Source organism: Pseudomonas sp. TE3910 (assembly GCF_056279025.1).
Genome location: NZ_JBWBQN010000001.1, coordinates 1,513,786 through 1,536,608 on the forward strand (window position 1 = coordinate 1,513,786; position 22,823 = coordinate 1,536,608).

Sequence of the window (22,823 nt, forward strand, 5' to 3'; positions counted from 1 at the left end):
CGTGCCTTGGCTTGGCTTGGTGCAACCCTCACTGCCCCGACAAATAGCTCACCAACTGCCTCCCATGGGAACTCAACGTATCCCACCCGCGAAAGCACAGTCGCATTTCCAACGTCGCCCACCGTTCTTCCAGCGGCACCCAGCGGACAGACAGCTCCTGCGCGGCACGATGGGCTGCGGTTTCGGGCAGCATGGCAATGCCGGCGCGCTGGGCTACGAGCTGCGCGATCGCCTCGAAACTGGGTGCGCGCACTCGAATCTTGAGCGGCATGCCAAGGTTCAGGGCCAGTTCTTCAATGAAGCGCTGCATCGCCCGCTCTGCAGGAAGGCAGACGAACGCGTAACCAAGTGCATCGCGCAAGTGCAACTGCTCACGCGCAGCCAAAGGATGATCCGCCGGCACCAACAGTACCAAGCGTTCGGTGCTGAACGGCAAGGACACAACCCCCTCATTGATGAGGCTGCCGTCATATACGCCAATCTCGCACTCACCGGCCCGAACCACCCTCAGGACATCAACACTCCTATGTTCCACCAATTGCAGATCAACTTCTGGGTAGTTGGAAAGAAACGGCCCAAGCACTGCTGGCAGCAAGGTGTTGTTGGTCACGGTGGAGACAGCCAAATGCAGGGTAATACGTCGTTCCCCGGCCAGATCTTTTAGCGTGTCCTGCAGCTTCTGAGCCTCTCCGAGCACACTGCGAGCAGCCTCCAGGACCAAGTGACCGCCAGGGGTAAGCTGCATACCGCCAGACTTGCGGGTGAACAGGGTCAGGCCGCAGCGCTCCTCAAACAAACGCAACCTGGTGCTGGCGGCAGACACGGCCACCGGAAAGGTTGCTGCGGCCTTGCTCAGGCTCCCCGTGGCGGCAACGGCAGCAAGCAGGCGCAGGTCCTGAAGATCGAAGTGCATGAGGGTTTCTCCATTTCAGAAAGGCACCTTCACTAAAAAGCGATATCTAGTGAACGACCATTCTGCTCAGAATAACGCCTTGCAAATCCTATCGCGTACTTCCTATGAAACCTTTGCACGCACATTTCCAGCGTTATCTCCAGAACGGCAGCGTGTTCGCGGTGCTGGCGGCCTTGGGGTTCAGCTTCAAGGCAATCTTCGTCAAGCTCTCCTACGCGGCCAGCCATGTGGATGCGATCACCCTCCTCGCCTTGCGCATGGGGCTGTCGTTGCCCCTGTTCATCTGGCTGGTGTGGTTAAGCCGCCAGCAAGCTAGCGCGCCGTTAACCTTGGGCAGCGTCGTGCGCGTGCTACTGCTGGGGTTGTTCGGTTACTACCTGGCGAGCCTTTTCGACTTCTACGGCCTGCAGTACATCAGCGCCGGGCTTGAGCGCTTGATCCTGTTCATCTACCCCACGCTGGTGCTGATCTTTCAGGCGATCGCCCTGCGCGAAAAGCCAACACTGCGCACCTTGGCGGCCATGGGCATCTGCTACGCCGGCCTGGGCGTCGCCTTCGTCCACGACCTGAGCGTTTCGGGCCTGGGCAGCCAGGTGATCCTCGGCTCACTGTGGGTATTCGCCAGCGCCGTGGTCTATGCCCTGTACTACTCTGGCACCGGCATGATGCTCAAACACATGAGCTCCATGCGCCTGGCAGGCTTGGCAGGTGCTGCGTCGTCGATCATGGTCTTGGCCCATTACCTGATGGTGGCGGACACTTCGCAACTGCGCGATTTACCTACGGCGGTTTGGATCAACGCGGGGTTGATGGCGGTGTTTTCCACCGTGCTGCCGATCTACTGGGCGGCGCTGGCAATCCAGCGCATGGGCGCCACACAAACCGCAGCCGTGGGTAACCTGGGGCCGGTGCTGACGATGCTGGCTTCCTGGGCCTTGCTCAACGAAACGATCTCGACCTACCAAATCGCCGGCCTGGCACTGGTGCTGTTTGGCGTGTCACGGTTGAAGCCGGGTAAACCCAAGGCCGCACCACAAGCAGCTATGGCGGACGAGGCAGCATGAGCTCTGGTGTCGACACCAGAAAGGCAGAAGTTCGCGCACCTGCCCAACTCGCCAACTTGCCTTTCTACGCGCAGGTTACGTCTTGGGAACGGCGCTATGTGCGTTGCCGAACGGAATTGCGGGCAGAGGTGCCGTATCGTCTAAACAAGACACCGTGTGTGTCGCAATTCTGCTCAGATCAAGAGGTGGCGTTCATGAACAACATTGTCTATATCGTCGGGGCCGTCGTGATCGTCCTGGTTATCCTGTCATTCGTTGGGCTTGTGTAAGTTCGAAGAGCGTTTTTGCTCATCGTTCGGATTCGATTTCTGCGGATGCGCCATCAGGTAACTGGGAGCCTGCCCCCTGACAAGGGACGCCAAGAAGCTGGTTATGCAGCCAATGCCCATAAATAAAACCGATACCCGCTTCGCTATTTCACGAGCGACGCTCGGGAGGCGCTTGCTTTAAGGTTGTGGCATGGCCGGACTCTCATTCAGATGCGTTCCTCCAAAGCGCCTTAGCGCTATTCCTCCACAGTGATAACCGCCTCGCAGCTCACCGGACAATTCACCGAGTTGGCTATAAAGCACTCATGGTGTGCATCCTCATGCAGACGCATCGCCAAATCCGTGTCTGAACCGGCGCTCACCTTAACTCGCGGGCGTAGCGTGATCTCGGTGAAATGTCCTTTTCGATGTGCGTCACCTTCGACCATGTTCCCTTGGGCCTGGTCAACGTACTCCAGTACTTTCACCTTGTTGACCGCGCAAAGGTGCAAATACCATAGCTTATGGCAGGCAGATAAAGATGCGACCAGCATATCCTCGGGATTCCATCGCTTGGGATCACCTCGAAATGCCGGATCAGCAGATCCAAGAAGGGCCGGTTTGCTTGGCACATCAACAACGAAGTCTCGTGAGTAGGCGGTATAGCTGGAGGTGCCTTCACCCACGTTACCCGTCCAGGTCACCATAGCCTCATAGGTATGCGTCTTCATCCTTGCCCTCGATAATGTAACGATTGACCGTAACAGGTATGAGAAGACCTGTTTGAGAATGTACAGATATCAATTGATCAGAGCCTGAAATACCATCAAACAAGCATGGCTGTTTTCGATTGCAAACCACTACATGTTGGTGGGGGATGACATCGACCACCAAGGTTCGGCAATACATACTTCATGATAGGCATCGAGACGCACTTTTCGCACCTCCACCAGCCACTCGCGCCGCAAGCTCGGCAACACCGTCTGAATCGGTGCGTCATCCAATGCCGTGTAGTTGATCTCGAACAACCCATGCACCGCTTCAGGCAATAGCTTGAGCGCTGCATTTGAAGATAGCGGGAAATACACCTGATCACACCAAACGTTGTAGTCCGAGTTCAGCACCTGATCACCTGGGCACTCGAACGTCAACAGCACTATGGGCGTCTCGATCAGTTGATGGTCACTCAGTAACTGGCGCGCCAGCTCGGCGTCTGGTGCTCGCTGGTAACCGCCACAGGAATGCCAACCCCACACCGGCGGGCGCCCCTCGCAGGACAAGCCACGGGCAGCCATTTCGCGGCACATGAGGCGGTACACCGCCTCGTTCTCGGGGCAGACGTATGACCAGTCACCCTGTAACAAGCCATCATGCAGCAATGCCTGTAACTGGGCCTCGGGTTGGAACGTCCAAACCGTTGTTAACCTGCTGGGTGGTCTCAAACCCACTGACCTTCCGATGTGATGTCCCCGCACTGTAAACAGTTACTCTTATTTGAAGAATCTCGGGCCTCAACCAATACTCTGTTTTTATCTGCAGCCAACGTTGCGCCAGCAGCCGTTGAGTTAAATTCACGTAGATTACAGGCGTAGCCCTACGTCCGTCGCGTATGATGCGCGACCTGAATTTGAAAACACTGTCTCATGAAAAAACTGTTTTATGTCCTAACGCTAACCCTCTCTGTTATCACTCCCGCCTTCTCAAACCCTCCGTCGACTTTTTCCGAAGCCAAGGTCGTAGCAAAGCAGAAGATCTACCTCGACCAAGCGAACAGTGCTATGGGCGAGCTGTATTGCGGCTGCAAGTGGACATGGGTCGGTAAGTCGGGTGGCCGGGTTGATGCTAAGTCTTGCGGCTATAAAACCAGGGAACAACAGAGCCGCGCGCAACGGACTGAATGGGAACACATCGTTCCTGCCTGGACATTCGGTCACCAGCGCCAATGCTGGCAGAACGGTGGGCGCGAGCACTGTGTGGACGATGATCCCGTGTTTCGAGCGATGGAAGCTGACCTGTTCAACCTCTATCCATCAGTTGGGGAGGTGAACGGCGACCGTAGTAATTTCAACTACGGCATGGCTAACGGGGTAGCGCCGCAGTATGGACAGTGCAAGACGCGGGTTGATTTCGATCAACGAACTGCCGAACCACGTGACGAGGTCAAAGGGCTGGTCGCAAGGACAACCTTTTACATGTTCGACAGATACAAACTGAGTATGTCTCGTCAGCAGCAACAGCTACTGATGGCCTGGGACAAGCAGTTCCCGGTTTCGTCTTGGGAGAAAGAGCGAGATAGGCGCATCGCTGCAATCATGGGTCATTCCAATCCTTTCGTAACGGGTGAACGTCGCTGGACGCAAGGATACAAGACGGTTGGTGATGGGCTAGTCAGCACCCTTCCTGTGAAAGCTCAGCAAGCAGCAGTCCAGCCAACCCTGGCAAGCGCAATCGGGGGAAGTTTGATCATTGGTAATCGGAAGAGTCAGGTGTATCACCTCTCACAGGGATGCCCTGGTTATGAGCAGGTGTCGGCGAAAAACCAAATAACGTTTGACTCTGAGTCTGACGCTAAGGCGGCGGGGTATCGTAAAGCAGGCAACTGCAAGTAGCTGAGGAGTGCTTCTGTCTCTATTCTCGTGCCCAGCATGTCAAAGGGATCTGAGCAATTTTTTCCAATAGGCGCAGAGGACTAACTGGTGTGATGGGCTCCTTTTTCAAGGAGTATCACCATGAACGGAATCTTCTGGCCTCAGCGCCCACAGCATGTGATTCGTACTGTCCAGCTACCTTCCCCTTTGCTCCATCCCGAGCTCATCGAATCGATCCGTCAAATTTTGCAGAGGGTCGACGCGATGCGTTGCGTGCAAGCGTTCAGCGATCCCGACTTGCGCATGGCCAATGAGTTGAAGAAGAGCGTTGCAAATCACCTGGCAGTAATCTCGGCGCACTTGCAAGACGCAGATTCTCGCACCGCTATCGGTTGCATCGCTGAAGGTTTGATGGGGGATACACAATTTGCCGAGATGAGCCAAGCCGTGGCCGGGCTGGATGAACGTGAACTGGTGGCCCATGTGGGTGATCTATCGACGTGGCTGGGTAAGTCTCGTCAGACATTCAGCTCGGCATTTTTCGGTATCCCTAATGCCCGCCTGCAGCAGGTATCGGATTGTGTAGATAAGCATTTCCCCGAAGCATTGCAGCGACTGGCGAGTGACCTGTGTGCACCGCTGAAGGTGTTGCCCCACTGCACTTACAAAATCATCGACCTCTTCGGCATCGCTGGAGAGGCAAACTACTTCCCAAAGCATTTTGCTTACTTCATGCCTGAAGATCAGGGAGTGAAATACTCCCCGGTGAAACGAACAATCGTCTTTGCCAACACCTATCGCAGCCTTTTCGAAAGGATTGCAGTGCAGCAAGCCCCACTCTTCAATTGGCAGGCCGCTGATTTGCCCGCTGGCTACGAGCTTGATCGCTATTTGATTATCTGGTTCAGGGGGCACGACCTTGGCCACTCAATCGTCCTTGATAGCACCTGTTTTGGTCAGCTGAGCAAGCATGATCGCTGGGGGTCGATGGTAATCCAGGAAGCGCTGGCCGATGTGTTCGGCTTCCTGCTAAGCGTTGATCAAGCTATTGCGAACACGGTACAGCTGCAACCCGCTCAGATGGTACGTGTGTATACGCTTGAGCTTCTACGCTACCTGCGACGAGGAGCCCGTCAGTTCCCTGATGCCGGCTCTGCCTACATTCAGCTCCGCCTTTTGCAGGATTTGGGGGTGATTGATTGCACAAACCCCATGGCATGGTCAGTTGATACCGAGCGTTTCATTGGGGCTATGCGTTCAATTGCTCAAGACCTGATCAATGCTGGGCTCACTGGCGATCTATCTCGGTTTGAGGCCTTCATCTCGCAATATTGCCCACATCGACTGGGTGGCGAGGAGGGAGACTTAATGTTCGGCTTGACTGGCTGCGACGTCACTCTAGGGTATGCGCAGGAAATTTTAGAAGGGATCTCTTGAATGCAATTTAGTAATGGTTTTCTGCTCAGCCTCTCGCTTTGCCTGGAGATTGGGCTGGCGAACATGGCGATGATCACACTGGCGATGCAGCGGGGCTTTGCTCAAGGGGTATGGCTGGGGGTTGGCACCTGCGTAGGGGATCTGATCTATGCCATCTTGGCCATGGCCGGTATGAGTGTGCTGCTGCAAATCGAATGGGTACGCTGGGTGCTATGGATCGGTGGATCAGCTGTGCTCTGCTACCTCTGCGTAAAAATGCTCATGAGCGCCTTGAAGGTGAAAAGCAATGAGGCGGGCGGCGAGGCTAGTCAATGGGGTGATAGCAACCGCGCGCTTTTTACTAGAGGCGTGATGTTGGCCATGTCGTCGCCCAGTGCCATCCTGTGGTTTGCCGCAGTGGGTGGGGCCATCATTGCCCGGCAGGGTTCAGATGCAGCAGGTGCCGGCTTGTTCCTAAGTGGCTTCTTCGTCGCTGGGATATTCTGGGCTCTGGTGCTGTGCACGCTGGCAGCGCAGGGAGGCCGGTTAATGGGGCAACAGTTGGTGAGGTACACCTACATCGCCTCGGCATTGATCTTTGCCTACTTTGCAGCCTATGTCGTCGTTACCGGTTACGCCGAGTTCATTGGTAACCCGACGCCCCCAAGCATTGAGCTGTAACTACCAGGTGAAGCTCCCATGACCTTGCGGAACGCGTTGCTCAAATGAGCCTGGTCAAAAAAGCCCAGGTCTACGGCGATACGGGTGGGAGAATCACCAAGGCGCAGGCGCCTTCTCGCTTCGATTAGGCGCAACTGTCTCAGGTACTGCATCGGCGGGAGGTGCTTTTGGGACTTGAAGCTTCGTACAAGGTGAAACTTGGACAGGTTGGCCTCGATACACAGGTCTTCGAGGTCAATTGGCTCGTACAGATTCGCTTTCATGAAGCTGATCAAGTGTGTAACCCGCAGAGGTTCGTCAGGAGCACTGGGTGTTGTACGAAAGCGGAGGAGCTCACTAAACAGCTCTAACTGGGCTTCTTCGCAGCTGTAAATATCCGGGGGAGAGAGCAGATTGACAATGCTGCGGAACAGATCGCCATCCAGTATGACGCCTTCAGTAAATACGGGAAGGCCACTGCTGCTAGACGTTTCACCCAGGATGCTTCGCACGTGCTCCACATCCAGGTGCAAGCTGATGAACTGAGTGTTTCCTTCGAAGAACTGAGAAGCCTGGACGGTCATGGGGTTGTAGAGCGTCACCTCGCCGTTGCTGACGTCCTGTTGTTTGCCGTCGTACCAGATACGTTCTCGCCCGCACAGGTTGGCACTAATCACATACTCTTCGTGGGTGTGCTTTGGGTAAAAACCACCGCTCGCGGTGACCCTTGAGCATTCAATTCGCTCATGCCTATTCAGGCTTTCCATGACCAAGGACATCTTCCCGTTTCTCTCTGATATCGCTGCCATCCAGGCAAGCCAGCCCTTGATGGGCTAAAGAATAGAGACAAACGATGCTCTCAGAAAGCCATAGTTTTTTTTACAGTTTTTTTCTCGGCAACCTCACTTCCTCATTCAGGGCGGGGCAGTAGCAACGAACCTCTATCGGCGGCCCCACGTGACGCGCCTGTCACAGCGGTGACCTGTTTGTTGTGGTCGTTACCCCTCTGCGGACTCCTCTACCGCGGATTGAGGGGCCTGTGCCCCGCCCGGCAAAGCGCACACCAGGCGCATTGTCCTCGAGTCGTGCCGGTCCGTGTGCTTGAGCACCATGGTGCAAGCGCGGCCTCGCCGATCAGTAATCCAAATAGACGATGGCTTTTCAAACTGCCCTCCCCTCGTCACCAAAACCAGCACCACCTTCGGCTCCTGCAGTGGCAGCTACTGTTCGCTGGCCATTTCAGGCCCACTCGGCCCGCGTGGCTAGCCCGAACAATTCACGCAAGCCATTGATGCCCAGTTTGCGGTACAGGCGTTTTACGTAGGTCGCAGCGCTAACGGGCCGAACGCCCAGCTGCTCGGCGATGTCTTCCACCGTCAGGCCGCTCAGCATCAGGCGCAACAGTTCCTGTTCGCGCAAGGTCAGCTCCACGTGCTGCTGCCTGATCACCCGCTCGGCCAGCAATAGAGGCATCTCGTTGGCATGCAGGTATGCGTGATAGTGCAGGCGCACGGCCTGGATCAGCAGCGGTGCGAGGGTTTCAAGGTAGTTCATTTCCCGTTCCGAGAAACGTCCATGCTCACGACCACGGTAGAAGTTCACTGACAGCCAGCGGTTGCTTTCGCAGTGGGTCAGCAAGGCCACGCGCTCGGAAATCTGTGGTTGCTCGTAGCAGATGCGCCGGTACTCGCTGTGCGCGATGTCATCGATGGACTGGCGTTGCACGATGGTGTTGTGCACTGCGCTGCTCTGGTTCATCGCCTGCTGGTTGCCATCCAGGCCAAAGAAGCGCTGGACATACTTGTTGGAAATCACCGGCAGCGACACTTCACGCGCCCGGTCCGCAAAGGAGAACACTTCTGGGTTACGGCGCTTCGGATAGGCAAAGATCGTGCACTGGGCCAGCGGTACACCGGGGCCGATGACCTGCAGCAGATCAGCGGCCAAAAACCGGCTGCGGTTCACACCGACCCTGGCGAGCAGGTTGGCGGTGTGGCCGAGATTGAGGCTGTGTTCACTGCTGCCGGGACGCAAGGGCCAGTAGTGCATGACGGGTTCTCTCCGCGTGTCGGGCACAGGTGGTGTGGTGATTGCCAACCGCACGTGCCCGCTACTCTATCATCGTTTAGCGCGAGGTCTCTGGCATCGCTGGCGCGGCAATGGGCAGGCGCAGGGCCAACAGCGCACCGAGGATCATCAGAACGGCCGCATAGACAAAGCCTGAACCGAAATTCAAGGTCAGGTCTTTCAGCCAGCCGACCACCAACGGATTGACGGCCGAGCCAATATTCCCCACCGCATTGATTAGCGCAATGCCCACGGCACGCGCGCGGAAACTCAAGGCCTGGTCCGGCGTAGTCCAGAAGATCGACATGGCGCTGTAGGAGCCGCTGGCAGCCAAGCACACACCCACCAGTTGTACCGTTGGAACGCTCGAGAGCGCCGTGAGCAGCCAGCCTGCCGCGGCCAGCAGCATGGGCAGCACCAGGTGCCAGCGGCGCTCACGGGTACGGTCCGAATGCAGCCCCCAGACGATCATCAGGATGATGGTGCAAATCTGTGGAATCGCTGCCAGAAGACCGATCGAGGCGTTACTGCTGGCTGTGTTGAAGCTTTTTACGATCAACGGCGTCCATACCGCAATCATTGCCAGAGTGTTGACCAGGCAAAAATACACCAGGCAGAACAGCAGGATGTGCGGCGAAGTCAGTTCGGCCAACACGCTGCGCGCATTCTGCGCAGCCGCGGGTGTCGACGCCTGCCGATCGGCATCCAGCGCCTTCTGCACCAGCATCTTTTCTTCGTTATCCAACCACTTGGCCTGCTGCGGGCGGTCATCCAGGTAACCGAACACCACGCAGCCCATCAGCACCGAGGGCAAGCCTTCGAGCAGGAACAGCCATTGCCAGCCTTTCAACCCCCACACGCCGTCCAACCCCAGAATCAGGCCCGACAGTGCCGCACTGAAGCCAGCAGTGAACGGCATGGCGATCATGAACAGCGCATTGGCTCGGGCCCTGTAGGCTGCGGGAAACCAGAAGGTCAGGTACAGCAGCACGCCGGGCAGAAAACCCGCTTCGGTCACCCCGACCAGGATACGCAGCAGGTAGAGCGAGGTGGCATCAGTGGCGAACAGTGTGCACGTGGAGGCCACGCCCCAGGCAATCATAAGGCTGCCGATCCAGCGACGGGCGCCGATGCGCGCCAGGGCCATGTTGCTGGGAATGCCACAGGCGATATAGGCAATGTAGAAAAAGGTGCTGGCCAGACCGAACTGGGTGCCACTCAAGCCCAGGTCGCCCATCATGGTCAGGCCGGCAAAACCGATGTTGATGCGATCCAGAAACGACAAGACAAAGCAGACAAACAAAAAGCCAATCAGTCTTTTCGAGACCTTTTTACACACCTGCTGGTAGCGGTCTTGAGCACCGGCCACCGCCGAAGTGGCCACACTGACAATGGGGCTGCGAGTCATTGAGGACTTCCTGATTATTGTTATAGGAAGGCGCACCGGCTTGATCATTCAAGCCGGTGGCAATTGCACGATTGGCAGGGTGCTGGTTACAGGTCCAGCAACGCGGTGCGGGTCAACGCCATAAACTGCTCGGCATCGCCGAGAGCGTGAGCACTGAGCAGCGCCAGTTTCACCAGGAACAGTTCGCGCTTGCCCTGGGCTGCTTGATCCAGAGCGTCGGCGAGCTGGTCGTAGATCGTTTCAATGTCGATAAGGGTCAGTTGTTTATGTTCCATGCTGTTGTCCTCACTCATTGCCCAAGGCTGTTTCGATGGCGGCGCGCAGCGCCTGGCCGCTGAGTTGATGCCAGCGTGCACACACGTGCTGGTCCGGGCGCACCAGATAAGCACTGCCCGTCTTCGCCCCGTATTTACTGCGCAGGTGCCCGCTGTGGTCATCAACCTGCCCGTCCGCGCCGCTGACTGCGGTTTGCCGATTGCCGATAACAGCCAGTAGCTGCAGCGGCACACCCTGCTCACGCAGTGCTTGCACCTGAGCCTGGATATCACCCGGCACCTCGGTGGCGTCGGTGAAATACAGCAGGTAGAACGACGCGCCCAGCCTGTCGAAAAGGAACTGGTCATCACCGAGCCGAATGTTCAACAGCGGTGCACCCTGGTGAGGGCCGCTGCTGTAGAGACTGTTGTCATCGCCCTTGAAATTGAGCGACGAATCAACGTAGTCATGGGGCCGGGAGGTACGCCAGTGATACAGCGGACGCACGAACGCCTGAGTCAGTGACAGCGACAGCACCGCATCGCGGACCAGGCAATGGCCCGGCGTTGGCGGGGTCATGAAGCGCGTGCTTTTGCCGGCTTCGGCAATGATCTCGCGCGCGGCCCCTACCCGCTCCGCGCTGTAGGAGGCCAGCAGGCCCGGGCCGGCCACGCCCTTGATGGTCAGGGCCAGTTTCCAGCTCAGGTCATGGCAGTCCTGAAAGCCGGTGTTGGCACCACGAACACCGAAGATTGGAAGCAAGTGTGCGGCATCTCCAGTAAAAATCACGCGATCATGAATATAGTTCGGCAGGGTCAGCGCCCGCGCCGAATACACCGAGCACCAGTCGAGCTCCCACTGCGGATTCTGCACCCCAACGATGGCCAGTTGTGCATTGATTCGCTCGCGCAGGGAATCGGCGGACAAGGCGTGTTCCGGCGTCTCATCGCGCGGCAGCTGATAGTCGATGCGCCAGATATTGCCGGGCTCCCGGTGCATGAGCACCGTATTGCCCGGGTTCCAGTGCGGGTCAAAGTAAGCCAGGCGCTCGGTGGGCAGGTCGAGGTCGATTTTGATGTCGGCAATCACAAAGCGCCCTTCATAGGCGGCGCCTTCCAGTTGCAGGCCAAGCAGACTGCGAATGGCCGAGCGCGCGCCATCGGCGGCGATAACCCAATTGGCTTCCAGCGTGTAGTCACCGGCCGGCGTATCAATGTCCAGCGTCGCATAATCCCCGGCCTGCACGAGCGCAGTGACCTTGTTGCCCCAACGCAACTCGATCAACGGGTTGGCCTGACAGGTCTCGACCAGAAACTGCTCCAGGCAAGGCTGTTGAAGGTTGGTCATCGGCGGGAAGCGATCGTCCGGGTCATGAGGCGCCTCCATGCGGAACACCCGCTGGTTGCGGTAAAAGGAATTACCGAAACGCCAGCTAAGTCCCGCTGCCATCACCCGTTCGGCGACACCGACTTGCTGGAGAATCTCCAGGGAGCGGCGGGTGAACACGATGGCGCGGCTGCCTTCGCTGACCTGACGTTCAGCCTCCAGCACAATCGACGGAATGCCGTAGCGGGCCAGATCCAGTGCTGTAGTCAGCCCGATGGGCCCGGCGCCGACAATGACCACAGGTCGACGCTCGACCTGTGCGGCATTCACACTGGCAGTGTGGGCAGGGAAAACCTGGTAATCGAAGTAAATTGAGCGACGAGGCTCGGCGAGCGGTGTGTGCATCGCAGTGCATCTCCGGTTTTTATGTTTATTGGCCTGAGCCGTTCGGAATTGCAGAGGACTTTAAGCGGTGCGCGAAAAATCAATGTCCCCTTGAGGAGACAACTTTGTGCAAGCGCCAACTGTAGGCAGGCGTCGCATCGGCGATGATCGCAGCCGTTGCACCGCCCCGAAGACACATTCGATGCCCCTGACCGTAGATCAATGAATCGCCCCTCGGCACTGACCTAGACATCGCCAAGATGGAATGGGCCAAGCTTGATCGCAAAACGGTGCCCAAAATGGTTCGCCTGCTGGGGGATGTCTTCAATCGATATGAGCGTGACGTCATACCAGGCAAGATGCCACGCACACAGAAGGATAACCTGCTCTCGCTGAAGCAACTCAGAGCAGCATTCAGCGAGGCACCGATCGATGCTATCACGCAGCAGATCATTGCCCAGTACCGGGACAAACGATCGGGTAAGGTCCGGGCCAACCGGGAGATATCCCTTCTATCGCACATCTACAACATCGCGCGGAAGTGGGGCATCACGGAGAAGGAAAATCCTGCGGCTGGTGTGCGGAAGAACAAAGAACGACCGCGCGACTTTTATGCTGGGCCAGAAATTTGGGATGCGGTCTATAGATGGGCGGCATCTGAGTTGCAAGACGCTATGGACCTGGCATATCTGACGGGACAACGCCCTGCCGATGTGCTCTCGATGCGGGCAACTGATTGCGTAGATGGCCACATTCAAGTGGCTCAAGATAAGGCATCTAAACAATTGCGGATACAATTAGAAAAAATAGCCAGATAAACGAGTTAGGGCTTCTTTTAGAGCGTCTATTGCAAAAACGTAAAGAACGCGGTGTCTGCAACCCCTACCTGATAACCACAGAAGACGGGAGGAACGTAACCGCATCAATGTTACGCCTCCGATTCGACAGTGCCAGATAGTCAGCTATTAAACACGCGCTTGAATGACCGGATGTAGTGCTGGCAACGCAGATCCGACAGTTCCAGTTCCGAGACATTCGCCCTAAAGCAGCAAGCGAAATTGTTGACCTAGGCCACGCTAGCCGCCTATTGGGACACACCGACAAACGGATCACCCAGACCGTATACCGGCGGGTTGGTGAAATAGTCAGTCCAACCCGCTAGAAAATACGTAGTGGTGCTCATAAGTTAGCACCACTTGTCGTAGTTACACCGGCCTTGCCATCGACGCAGGTAAAGCACCGTAGTTCCTTTCTGCAGACTCCAATGCACTACGCATATTTAGCTCTAGAGCCGGATAAATTTCTTTTAATACGTTTACGTGCCATTCTTTAGGCAGCGCCCGCTTGACAGCCTCCTCACACAATTGCGAGTAGAGCTGCGACATGTAAGCATGGAATTCCTTAACACGCTGAATCCTATAACAGACCCGAACAGCCCTATTATCGTAACTATTATTTATATCCCGAGCCAAGGTATTCAACCTTGCCCAAACCTTTTCGTCGGCGACGAACGTATCCATCATTATATTTTCAACAAACATAAAGTTGGATAGCAAGTCCCTAATTATATAACCCCCAAGCCGACTTGGGTAATAGCTAGACTTGAAGTCAGCCTCTCCGTGCGCACCAGTATAGATAAACCTGAATCTACACAAGTCATTTAAAACCTTAAGGGCCGCCTCATCACCTATTCCAACACTCCTCAGGCATTGATTAATTTCGATACCATCCAAGTACTGAAAAGAAGCATCTGACGAGCACTGGACTAGCGCCGAAAGAACAAATAGCCGAGTCAACTGAAGGCCCGTCCTCCCCAGATGAGAATCGTAAGGGTTACCTATAGGAGAAAAGGCTTCGTCATATACGGACTGATTACCTAACAAAATTGCCCTCAAGGCTTCATGCTTAGGCAGCGTATACCTACGACCGCTGCGATGAGCACTGTAAGCGCTACCAGGATTTGAATAACCGTGCTCTATAAACTCCCTTGTCATGCGCAGTGCATTACGGACATCCCCGGAAGCTAAGACTTCTAGCAACCCGCCGACGTCTGTACCCAGTACAGAGCCTTGAATCAGTTCAATCAACAGTGAAAGATCAGAGACATTGACCTTCATACCGTTCTCTGAAACGAAATCCCCCGACTCACCACTAAGCAAATTCCAAGCCAGGAAAAATCTTTTAGAAAGAACAGCCTCTATCTTCGGCGGTTCAATTAGAATCGGATCAAAGTCAAAGGCGTTGAATGCTGGAGAGTTCCTATGCTCTACATAAGTCGAACTTCTCAAAGAAATAACAAGATTCAACCTCAGACGCAAAGAAAAAGCAACCGCCTCCGTAAATATACTTGACTGTAATTTTTCATCCAACTGGTCAATATTGTCAATCACCAGAAACACTGGGGCCTGGGATGCACCATAAGCCAGGAGTTTGTCTGCGTAAGGTTTAATTTTGTCGAAATCTTCGGTAAGCCTTTTTGTTACAAGCTTGTCAAATTCCTTTGGGTCTTGAGCTATTCGAAAGGCGGGCCCCTTCCTGATCGCCTCAAACTCTTTACCGTATGCTTTATCCACGCAAAGCTCATGATCCGAAAAAAAAGGATCATCAATGAAGTACTCTTTTATAACCTCATAAATAAAATCAACCGGAAGCTTATCGTTCGTATAATTCAAAAAATCCACACGTATCCAGTGCGGATATGACTGGCCTTCCTTTTTTTCAAAAATCTCAGCCGCAGTGACATTTCTGGTGTAATGCAAAAACGTAGTTTTACCCGCACCCACAGTACCCAGAATCACAATAGCAAGCGGCTTACTTTTACCTTGCAACCTCTGAATCTTATCCCTAAGAAAATTAGCATCCTTTCTCTGCATTGGCCTCACAGGCTGAGAACTGAACAAATGCTGACTCTTAGAGATATGCATATTTATTCGTCGATCAAATTTAATCTTTTCAGGCGAGTTAACATAACACCGCTTAAAAAGATCGGGATCCATCTCGATTATCGTATCCGAAAACGAAGTAGTAATTGCATTCTCAATGAGCGGATAAATAGAGTTGCTACTCTCCGTCCTAGGGCTCTTGAAGAAATTTCTTAAACGCCTTCCCTCTACCTGATCCTCAGTATACCCCAGCAGATTATTTTCCAAGCTGGAGTTGACCACCGAGTTCCTAGAAAGCAAATCGTGAAACTCAGAGTAATCTGTATTTAAAATAGACTCAAGAGAGTTAAAAACTAGCGCATACGAATTGTGAAATGTAACCTGATCAGTTCGATTTGCAGGAAAAATAATCCACTGATTACCGTTCGTAACCACCGCGAATTGGATGCTTAATTTCCTACAGTAATCTCTGGCCTGCAAAATAGCCTCTTCAAGATCACCTTGTATATTTGCCTTTGAAAGCTTTAGGCGCCTATCTTTAACTTGCGTCTTAAAGACGACCCCAACTTTTTTTGCTTCTACAACAAACGCAGTACTTGCAGTTCTGAGAACATAGTCTGCGAACGTGGTAGAACCATCTTCAGACACACGCTCTTCGACCTGAACATCATTGTGAGTCCAGCCCAAAACATCAAAAATGATCTTATCAATCAGCTTGAGGCGTGTCTCAGCTTCGTTAGCTCCTTCAAAGTCGATTTTTTTTGCCGCCGCAAGCAATTCCCTTATTGCGTTTTGCATTCGAACCTCTAGTATGGAGCTTCCATTACAAGCGTTTTAACCTAAAGAAGGATGCTAGGATGGCACGAATCTGACACTACGCTGAAACCATAAGATCCCTCTCGCAACGGGAGGGATCTTAGAATTACCCTACAGCGACTGCTCTACTCGGCTACCTAAGCAAAGGCTTTCGACTCCCTTCCTAGCACACGCCTTCGATACGGCTAGTATCCATATTGGCTACTGGATGGCAATAAGCCATACAAAATGCCTGGGCTTCACTTTTCACTCCCATTGCTGAACCGAACGGTACATGAACGAAGGGAAGCCGCTACGCAATGGAGAAGTGTGTCGATTCGGAAATCAGCAGGCTGGATGCGGAAAGGAATGTAGGGTATCGAGGTGGTGTAGAGCCCACCCCTGAATGCAAAAAGCCCTGAATAATCAGGGCTTTGAATTTGGCGGAAGCGTAGAGATTCGAACTCAACGCAAAGCGCTTGGCCGAGCTGGAGGCCTTGATTTACGTGGGCTGCAGCGTGCGATCGTGAGCGTTTTTGTTCCCAGAGTGTTCCCAGTGCGGGCGTGTACGTCACTGCGCAAGACGGCTCCCATAGGGGTGATCGCCGTTTCATGTTGACCCATCAAAAAAAGGTAATTTTGGTAATTTTATTTTTTGAACGCCTTAAAAGCCTTTTAGATCAACGAGTTAAAAGATTTTGTAAAAGGTAATTTTAGGGTAATTGAAAGGTAATCGAATTACCCTTCAGTACGGTTGGAAGGGAGAAAATAAAAACCCTTTAAAATCAGCCGCTTACAAAAAAATTACCTTTCCCATTACCTCAACTTACCTTTTTGGGTAATCGCTGAAACCCTTGCAGCACAAGGCCTAGAGCATGGTCGGGATACCCCCCTAACCGAAATTACCTTTTTTTGAGGGGTGCCCCCAGAAATGGCACAGACGAAGCGGTACTAGCGAGAAATACCCCCTCACCGCAGGGATTCGCAGGGAATGCAAAACACCGTCAGCACCCTACTCGCCCACTGACTGCACTTCTTTGAGGTCGATGCAGGGATGCAGAAAAAACGACACATTTAGACCGCCGGCGTGGCGGGGGGACGAGTGCGCGCGCCAGGTGCTGTCTGACGGTCCTGGCTAGCCGGCGCCCGGGCGTAGCGCATCAGACGCTGAGGAATAGAGGGGCGTTGATGCTGGTGCGAATGGGAGCCACTCCGGTTGGTTTTGTACAGACGAAATTCGTACGCACAAATTTGGCGACGTTGATTGGATTTTGTGCGTCCGCAGCATGGCTGCCTGGAATGGGCGGGCCGTGTGTGGGTGCCTTCGGGCAGGCTGGCCCTGTGACCGGTACGCCAACCCACAAGGTTCCGCTCACCCAAATTGGCGTTTGGGCAGCGGAGAAAGCAACTCTTCACAGCGATCAATGTCATGTCAAAGCGCACCACTCGTAGTCCGCTCAATAATCTTTCCCCGTTCACCTTGCTGCATACCGCTGATGAAGAGGCGTTGTTGCAGTACTATCGCCAGCTCAGCCAGACCGACCAGGGCTTTATCCGCCTTGCAGCGCAGGCGCTTGTGCTGTGTTTAGCCATGGAGCAGGGAGCAAAGTCATGACTTCAGCAATCAGACAAGTGATCAGCATCGCCGACAGCGATCTGACGATTGTCGAGCACCAGGGCGAGCGCGTGGTCACGTTGGCCATGGTTGATCAGGTGCATCAGCGGCCCGAGGGAACTGCGGGCAGGAACCTGCGAGCCAACAAAGAAAGGTTTGTTGAGGGCAAGCATTTCTTCAAAGTTTGTGCCGACGAATTTCGTCGTCACAGACCAGGTGCAATTTCGAATAAGGCTCATGAAGACGTCATTCTTCTGACCCAACGCGGCTACCTGCTGCTGGTGAAGTCTTTCACCGATGACCTGTCCTGGCAGGTCCAGGACATGCTTGTGGATGGCTACTTCGAGGGAGAGCGCCTTGCAGCTCCGCCCGTCACTCAGCGCATCGCCCAATCCCGCCACCGTCTGGCCCTGGCCAAAGAGTTGCACCGCACCCGCGATGCGGGTCTACGTGAAGTCATCCATCAGCAGCTCGACGAGATGTCCCGTGCAATGGGTCTGCCCACGCCAGAGCTTGAAAGCCTTGGGCGCTCTACCCCAAAGGCTCCGGATGTATTGAAGGTCTTCTGGGAAGCGCTGGCTTTCCTCGACGGCAAGGGTGTTGCGTACAACCATGCAACGGCCAGCAACCTGCTCGCACTCAACCTACGGGAGTTAGCCACTCAACTGATCGAGAATGGCCAGCCTCTATGCTTCGATAGCGCACTTCGCCAGGCCCTCTGGCAGAGCCACTCCCCACGCTGTTTACACAAAAACCGTGCGATTCACAGTAAATTGTCCGGCAAGAGCATTAAATGTTGGGTATTTGAAAAATAGGGAGAGATTACGCAAGCGTCGCAAATAAAATCCCGCACACCCTAACAAAGACCATCTTCAAACTAAAAGGATGTAATGATGAAAATAGTTTTACAGCCCACACCAATAGAAAACAATGACTTTGGCCATGACATCTTTGGCCGTAAAAATTTCGGCATCGCTCTTGCCAATATTGTTAAAAACTCAAAAGACCCGTTGGTCATAGGTCTTGACGGCAACTGGGGCGAGGGCAAGTCAACGTTTGTAAAAACATGGCAAAAAACGTTAGACAAAGAAGAAGTTCCTAACATCTATATTGATGCCTTCGCCTCTGACTACCTAGATGATGCATTCATGGTTGTCGCAGGGGCGATAACTGATTACGTGTCAGCAAAAGCACCACCAAAGAAATCCAAGGAGTTTATTGACAAAGCTAAAAACGTTGGCGCGCACGTACTGTCCTTGAGTGCAAAAATTGGAATTCGCGCCATATCCGCAGGGGCAATCAAGGAAGCGGATTTAGATGAACTTAAAAACATAGGCGAAGATATTTCCAAAGATATAAGCGACAGCGCCGAAAAATACATTAAAGATCGACTAACAAATCATAAAGCGGAGCGCGAATCCGTAGAGCATTTCAAGTCTTTTCTCTCGACCATTCCGGGTGGCCTGAAAACCCCATCAGAATACCCTTTGACCATTATTATCGATGAACTAGATCGATGCCGCCCATCCTTTGCAATAGAGATGCTGGAGAAGATCAAACACCTATTTTCTGTGCCCAATGTCAATTTCATTTTAGTAATGAATAAAGCTCAGCTACAAGAATCAATAAAGTCGACATATGGGACAAATATTGACGCACACACTTATTTGCAGAAATTTATCTCGATTGAGGCTACGCTACCCAAGAAAAAAGGAAGGGATAGCGATATAGAAAAATACTGCAAATACCTAGCACATCAATATGGCTTTGTAAAAGGTGAGTGGACAGAGTATTTCACTGCTCTTGGCACACAATTGAATTGCTCGCTTCGTGAACTTGAACGGATTTACTCGAACTTAGCGATCATGCTACTGACTGAGAAACCAGATGCCGACCTGCATGAACCGTTAATCTCTGCAGTGTGTACCCTGAAAGTTATGCGCCCAGGCTTATTTTCTCGATTGGCGGGTGGAAGCATTCCTTTGGTAGACATTCATGACGCGCTGAAATATTACCCAGACCCAAAGAGCGACAACTATGTAATGGAAAACATCCTGTCATGGTTACATGCCTGCTTGATGCCTGACGAAGAATTTAATTCTCTTGATAATGATCAAGATGCTAAAAGGAAGTCTAGACACATCCCAACCCGACATAGAAGTATGTTTCTTGGACAGCTAGTGCAAAAACTAGATAGCTTTTCTGCTGGATAGTTTTCGAGGGCCTGACCTAAACTTTTTGGTTATCTCGTGTGTTTCGACGTCGGGTTGATGTTTACGATCAGCCCGTCGCCTCGTTTACTGCACAGGAAATCTCACCCCTGCCCCGGTATCTCATACGGCCGAAACTTGACGACCTCTTCTCCCAGCCATTCGTTGATCTGCAACAACCTGGCCTGTTCCGGCTCCAACTCGTTGACGGCCCATACTTGGGCAGCGTCGCGGATCGATCCGAAGCCGCCAGCATTCTGCGGCACTACCCCCATCAATTGCGGTGGAATGCGCAACATGGCCAACTGGTCGTCGCGGCTAATATTCTTGATCGCCCCAAAGTCATCCTTCGCCGCCACCTCGCTGATCGGGATCAGTTGCAGGCCGTCCTTCTTGCCACCAGGTGCGTACATGAACAGGTTGCGGAAGTTGCCCGGCCCCTTGCTGTTCTTCATCGCCGTGCGCAGGTCGTTGACGAAGTCCTCATTCTGGGCGGCGTCGGTCATGTACATGATGAAGCCGGCATGACTGCCGTTCTGGTAGTACTTGCGACGGAACAGGGTGGCACTCTCATTGAGCAGAGCACTCTGTAAAGCCGGGAGCCATTCAGGTAGGCCGTAGATCTCCTGGTTGATATCCGCAACCCGCAGGTGACAGACGCTTCCCACCTTGAACTCATGTTCATCCTTCCAGCCGCGTACCTGGTAGTAGGTGGCCAGGTCATTACCACGACGCATGTACTTGGCCAGGCAGGGCTGCAGGCCGATCGCCTGGCGCAGCATGTTGTCGCGCTTTTCCAGGTAAAGATTGCCCGACCAGCCCCAGTCCATAACGATTTGCTCGAAAGACTGCCGGCTCAACAACCGGTGCGGTATGAATGTGCGGGCCAGTGCATTGCGCTTGAAGATCAGGCCAGACTGCAGGTAGACGCTGGCCTTCGACGACTTCGCCAGGCCATCCAGCGAAACCGGCGGCTCATACCATCTGCCGTTGGACCAGCACTCTAGGTAGTCGAGAATCTCCCGACCATCGAGCACTGGTACCGGGTCGCCAAAGGTGAACGCCATCGACTGCCCGCCCCCGGTTTGTTGCAGAAGTTCACCATCGGTGGATTGCGGCACAGAGGCCAGTTCCTGGGGGCTGTTCATCAGTAGATCTCCATGATGCCGGTGTTGGCCACGGTCTGGCCCTCCAGCGGCTCGTTGTGCAATGCGTGAAAGAGTGCCCACGCCAGATCGGCGTGACCGGTGTTGTCAGTGCGCCCGGCGGTATAGGTGAACTGTCGACCGCCCGGGGTGACCGTCTTGCGGATGGCCATCAGGGACTGGGCAAGGTCTGTCCACCCGGCGTCGAACTCCAGGCGCCCCTTGCTGATCACGTCCCAGGCCTTCATCACTAGGCGCGTCTTGACCTCTGGGCTGTAGGAGAACGTGCGCAGGGCGGGGAAGAACTGGCGTACCAGCTGCGCAACAGCGCTGCCAAGTCCGGTGGTGTCGATGCCGATGTAGGTCACCCAGTAGCGACGTGTCACTTGGCGAATGGTCTCGGCCTGGGCAGTGAAGTCCATTCCCCGGAACTGATGGCGCTCCAGAACCCGGAATTTGCCACCCGGGACCAACGGCGGCGCCACCACGATCAAGCCAGCGGTATCGCCGGACTCGGCTGGGTCATATCCGACCCATACCTGCCGATCGGCAAATGGCCTGGCGGCGAATGGCTGGTAGTCCTCCCAGATCGACCAGCTGTCCACCATGCAGGGCTGCAGCATATTCAGGGGGAAGATGCTCGCGCCGTCGTCGACGAACTGGCACATCAACAGGTTCTGGAATGCCGCCGCATCGTATTCAAGCCGCAGCTCATCGATGTCGAACAGATCGCAGCCCCGCTCCTCCGCGTCTAGGATGGTGACAATCTGGCGCCAAATCCGGTCGTCGCAGAGCTTTCCTTGCTGCAGAGCATCGTGACTGACGTCCAGTTTCAACTGCTGAGAGGTTGGCTTGCCCTTGTTGAAGCGCTCGCCAGTCCAGAAGGTGTAAGCCTCATGCGCCATCGAGCTTGGGGTCGAGAAGTAGGTCCGGCGGTACTGCTTCTGCATCGCCATACCGGAGGCGACCTTGTTCAGCTCGTTGAACTTGAAGGTCCAGAAGAATTCGTCGAAGTAGAAATTGCCGTGGTAGCCCTGGGCAGTCCTGGCGTTGGTACCGAGGAAGTGCATCTCGGCCCCGTTGGGCAATATGATCGGGTCGCCGGTGAGCTCTACCCCAACCGTTTCGCGGGCGAATGCCTGAATGTAGGCCTTGAAAATATGGGCCTGCGCCTTGCTGGCCGACAGGAAAATCTGGTTGCGCCCGGTGGTCAGTGCGTCGATCAGCGCTTCCCGAGCGAAGTAGTAGGTCGCACCGATCTGCCGGCTCTTCAGGATGGCGCGGGTGCGCTGATTGCCTGCGCGGTACCAGTCTTTCTGGTAGTCGAAGCAACCATCGAGAAACGCCTCGATCAACTTCTCGACGTGTTCCTCTGGGATATCGTTCCGCTTGGGTTTACGCTTTTCTCCAGCGTTGCGCTTAGCCAGTTCGGGGTTGAGGTCCGTCTCGGTACCGCCGTCCTGGTAGCGTTGGATTCGGGCCTGCCGCTCCATTTGCCGGTGGAGTAGGTCAATTTCCTTGTAGTCCGCGCCGGACTTAGGGTCCTTGAGGATCAACTGTACCAGGCGGGCCTCGGTGGCTGCCTGGATACGCTCCAGAGGCGTGGCCCGGTCCCATTCGTCGCGAGCCTTCCAGCTGTGAAGGGTTTTCTCCTTCTCGCCGAGCAGCTCGGCGATCTCGCACACACGGTAGCCCTGCCAATACAGGTGCTTGGCATGCCGGCGGTGATCGGTGGGTAGGTCGACGATAGCGTTCATGCAGCAGATGCTGCCGTTCGCGCGTGCGTGGCCCTATCTCCGCGCGCTGTAACCCTCCCCGCTACAACTCCCCCACATTGCCGCGCCATC

General features: G+C 54.5%; 19 protein-coding genes. 8 read left to right on the plus strand and 11 right to left on the minus strand.

Annotation, left to right across the window (positions count from 1 at the left end; all coding sequences use genetic code 11):
• Window positions 1-28 precede the first annotated feature (28 nt).
• Window positions 29-913, minus strand: a complete 885-nt coding sequence (locus ACZ9H3_RS06650; protein ID WP_476220148.1) for a LysR substrate-binding domain-containing protein — start codon at window positions 911-913, stop codon at window positions 29-31.
• Window positions 914-1,017: 104 nt separating this feature from the next.
• On the opposite strand from ACZ9H3_RS06650, the gene ACZ9H3_RS06655 reads away from it, so the two are divergent.
• On the plus strand, window positions 1,018-1,977 hold the full coding sequence (locus tag ACZ9H3_RS06655; protein ID WP_476220149.1) for a DMT family transporter: 960 nt from the start codon (window positions 1,018-1,020) through the stop codon (window positions 1,975-1,977).
• A 505-nt stretch (window positions 1,978-2,482) separates the two neighbouring features.
• On the opposite strand, the gene ACZ9H3_RS06660 is transcribed toward ACZ9H3_RS06655, so the two are convergent.
• Window positions 2,483-2,956 carry an OsmC family protein gene (locus tag ACZ9H3_RS06660; protein ID WP_476220150.1) on the minus strand — a complete coding sequence of 158 codons (474 nt, stop codon included), beginning with the start codon at window positions 2,954-2,956 and terminating at the stop codon, window positions 2,483-2,485.
• 129 nt (window positions 2,957-3,085) lie between these two features.
• Entirely contained in the window at window positions 3,086-3,667 is a 582-nt protein-coding gene (locus ACZ9H3_RS06665; RefSeq protein ID WP_476220151.1) for a hypothetical protein, read from the minus strand.
• A 201-nt stretch (window positions 3,668-3,868) separates the two neighbouring features.
• On the opposite strand from ACZ9H3_RS06665, the gene ACZ9H3_RS06670 reads away from it, so the two are divergent.
• The 3 genes from ACZ9H3_RS06670 to ACZ9H3_RS06680 all read left to right on the plus strand — a co-directional run bounded on the left by ACZ9H3_RS06670 (window position 3,869) and on the right by ACZ9H3_RS06680 (window position 6,910).
• Complete coding sequence (locus tag ACZ9H3_RS06670; protein WP_476220152.1) at window positions 3,869-4,834, plus strand: endonuclease; 966 nt, start codon at window positions 3,869-3,871, stop codon at window positions 4,832-4,834.
• A 120-nt stretch (window positions 4,835-4,954) separates the two neighbouring features.
• Window positions 4,955-6,250 (plus strand): hypothetical protein, encoded by a 1,296-nt coding sequence (locus ACZ9H3_RS06675; RefSeq protein ID WP_330523832.1) that lies wholly within the window; start codon window positions 4,955-4,957, stop codon window positions 6,248-6,250.
• Window positions 6,251-6,910, plus strand: coding sequence for a LysE family translocator (locus ACZ9H3_RS06680; RefSeq protein ID WP_476220153.1), 660 nt, complete (start codon window positions 6,251-6,253; stop codon window positions 6,908-6,910). It abuts the gene before it with no gap.
• Here the strand turns inward: ACZ9H3_RS06680 and ACZ9H3_RS06685 are convergent.
• The 5 genes from ACZ9H3_RS06685 to ACZ9H3_RS06705 form a co-directional block, all read right to left on the minus strand.
• Complete coding sequence (locus ACZ9H3_RS06685) at window positions 6,862-7,656, minus strand: helix-turn-helix transcriptional regulator (RefSeq protein WP_476220154.1); 795 nt, start codon at window positions 7,654-7,656, stop codon at window positions 6,862-6,864. The genes ACZ9H3_RS06680 and ACZ9H3_RS06685 overlap by 49 nt on opposite strands.
• Before the next feature lie 472 nt (window positions 7,657-8,128).
• Complete coding sequence (locus ACZ9H3_RS06690; RefSeq protein ID WP_476220155.1) at window positions 8,129-8,938, minus strand: helix-turn-helix transcriptional regulator; 810 nt, start codon at window positions 8,936-8,938, stop codon at window positions 8,129-8,131.
• A gap of 76 nt (window positions 8,939-9,014) precedes the next feature.
• Entirely contained in the window at window positions 9,015-10,364 is a 1,350-nt protein-coding gene (locus ACZ9H3_RS06695; RefSeq protein ID WP_476220156.1) for an MFS transporter, read from the minus strand.
• 86 nt (window positions 10,365-10,450) lie between these two features.
• On the minus strand, window positions 10,451-10,639 hold the full coding sequence (locus tag ACZ9H3_RS06700; protein ID WP_083199803.1) for a DUF2783 domain-containing protein: 189 nt from the start codon (window positions 10,637-10,639) through the stop codon (window positions 10,451-10,453).
• 10 nt (window positions 10,640-10,649) lie between these two features.
• A complete protein-coding gene (locus tag ACZ9H3_RS06705) occupies window positions 10,650-12,350 on the minus strand; it encodes an FAD-dependent monooxygenase (protein ID WP_476220158.1) in 1,701 nt (566 codons plus the stop codon).
• Window positions 12,351-12,589: 239 nt separating this feature from the next.
• Between ACZ9H3_RS06705 and ACZ9H3_RS06710 the strand changes: the two genes are divergently transcribed.
• Entirely contained in the window at window positions 12,590-13,147 is a 558-nt protein-coding gene (locus tag ACZ9H3_RS06710) for a hypothetical protein (RefSeq protein WP_476220159.1), read from the plus strand.
• Between the two features lie 387 nt (window positions 13,148-13,534).
• Here the strand turns inward: ACZ9H3_RS06710 and ACZ9H3_RS06715 are convergent, their stop codons facing one another.
• Complete coding sequence (locus tag ACZ9H3_RS06715) at window positions 13,535-16,009, minus strand: hypothetical protein (protein WP_476220160.1); 2,475 nt, start codon at window positions 16,007-16,009, stop codon at window positions 13,535-13,537.
• 1,426 nt (window positions 16,010-17,435) lie between these two features.
• On the opposite strand from ACZ9H3_RS06715, the gene ACZ9H3_RS06720 reads away from it, so the two are divergent.
• The 3 genes from ACZ9H3_RS06720 to ACZ9H3_RS06730 all read left to right on the plus strand — a co-directional run bounded on the left by ACZ9H3_RS06720 (window position 17,436) and on the right by ACZ9H3_RS06730 (window position 19,834).
• On the plus strand, window positions 17,436-17,621 hold the full coding sequence (locus tag ACZ9H3_RS06720; protein ID WP_476220161.1) for a hypothetical protein: 186 nt from the start codon (window positions 17,436-17,438) through the stop codon (window positions 17,619-17,621).
• Complete coding sequence (locus ACZ9H3_RS06725) at window positions 17,618-18,436, plus strand: ORF6N domain-containing protein (RefSeq protein ID WP_476220162.1); 819 nt, start codon at window positions 17,618-17,620, stop codon at window positions 18,434-18,436. The genes ACZ9H3_RS06720 and ACZ9H3_RS06725 overlap by 4 nt, the downstream gene beginning before the upstream one ends.
• Before the next feature lie 78 nt (window positions 18,437-18,514).
• Window positions 18,515-19,834: a KAP family P-loop NTPase fold protein gene (locus ACZ9H3_RS06730; protein ID WP_476220163.1), complete on the plus strand. Its 1,320-nt coding sequence runs from the start codon at window positions 18,515-18,517 to the stop codon at window positions 19,832-19,834.
• Window positions 19,835-19,935: 101 nt separating this feature from the next.
• Here ACZ9H3_RS06730 and ACZ9H3_RS06735 read toward each other — a convergent pair whose 3' ends face one another.
• Both ACZ9H3_RS06735 and ACZ9H3_RS06740 read right to left on the minus strand, forming a co-directional pair.
• Window positions 19,936-20,979 (minus strand): phage portal protein, encoded by a 1,044-nt coding sequence (locus ACZ9H3_RS06735; protein WP_476220165.1) that lies wholly within the window; start codon window positions 20,977-20,979, stop codon window positions 19,936-19,938.
• A complete protein-coding gene (locus ACZ9H3_RS06740) occupies window positions 20,979-22,733 on the minus strand; it encodes a terminase ATPase subunit family protein (protein ID WP_476220166.1) in 1,755 nt (584 codons plus the stop codon). Before ACZ9H3_RS06740 ends, ACZ9H3_RS06735 begins: the two co-directional genes overlap by 1 nt.
• Between the last annotated feature and the right edge of the window lie 90 nt (window positions 22,734-22,823).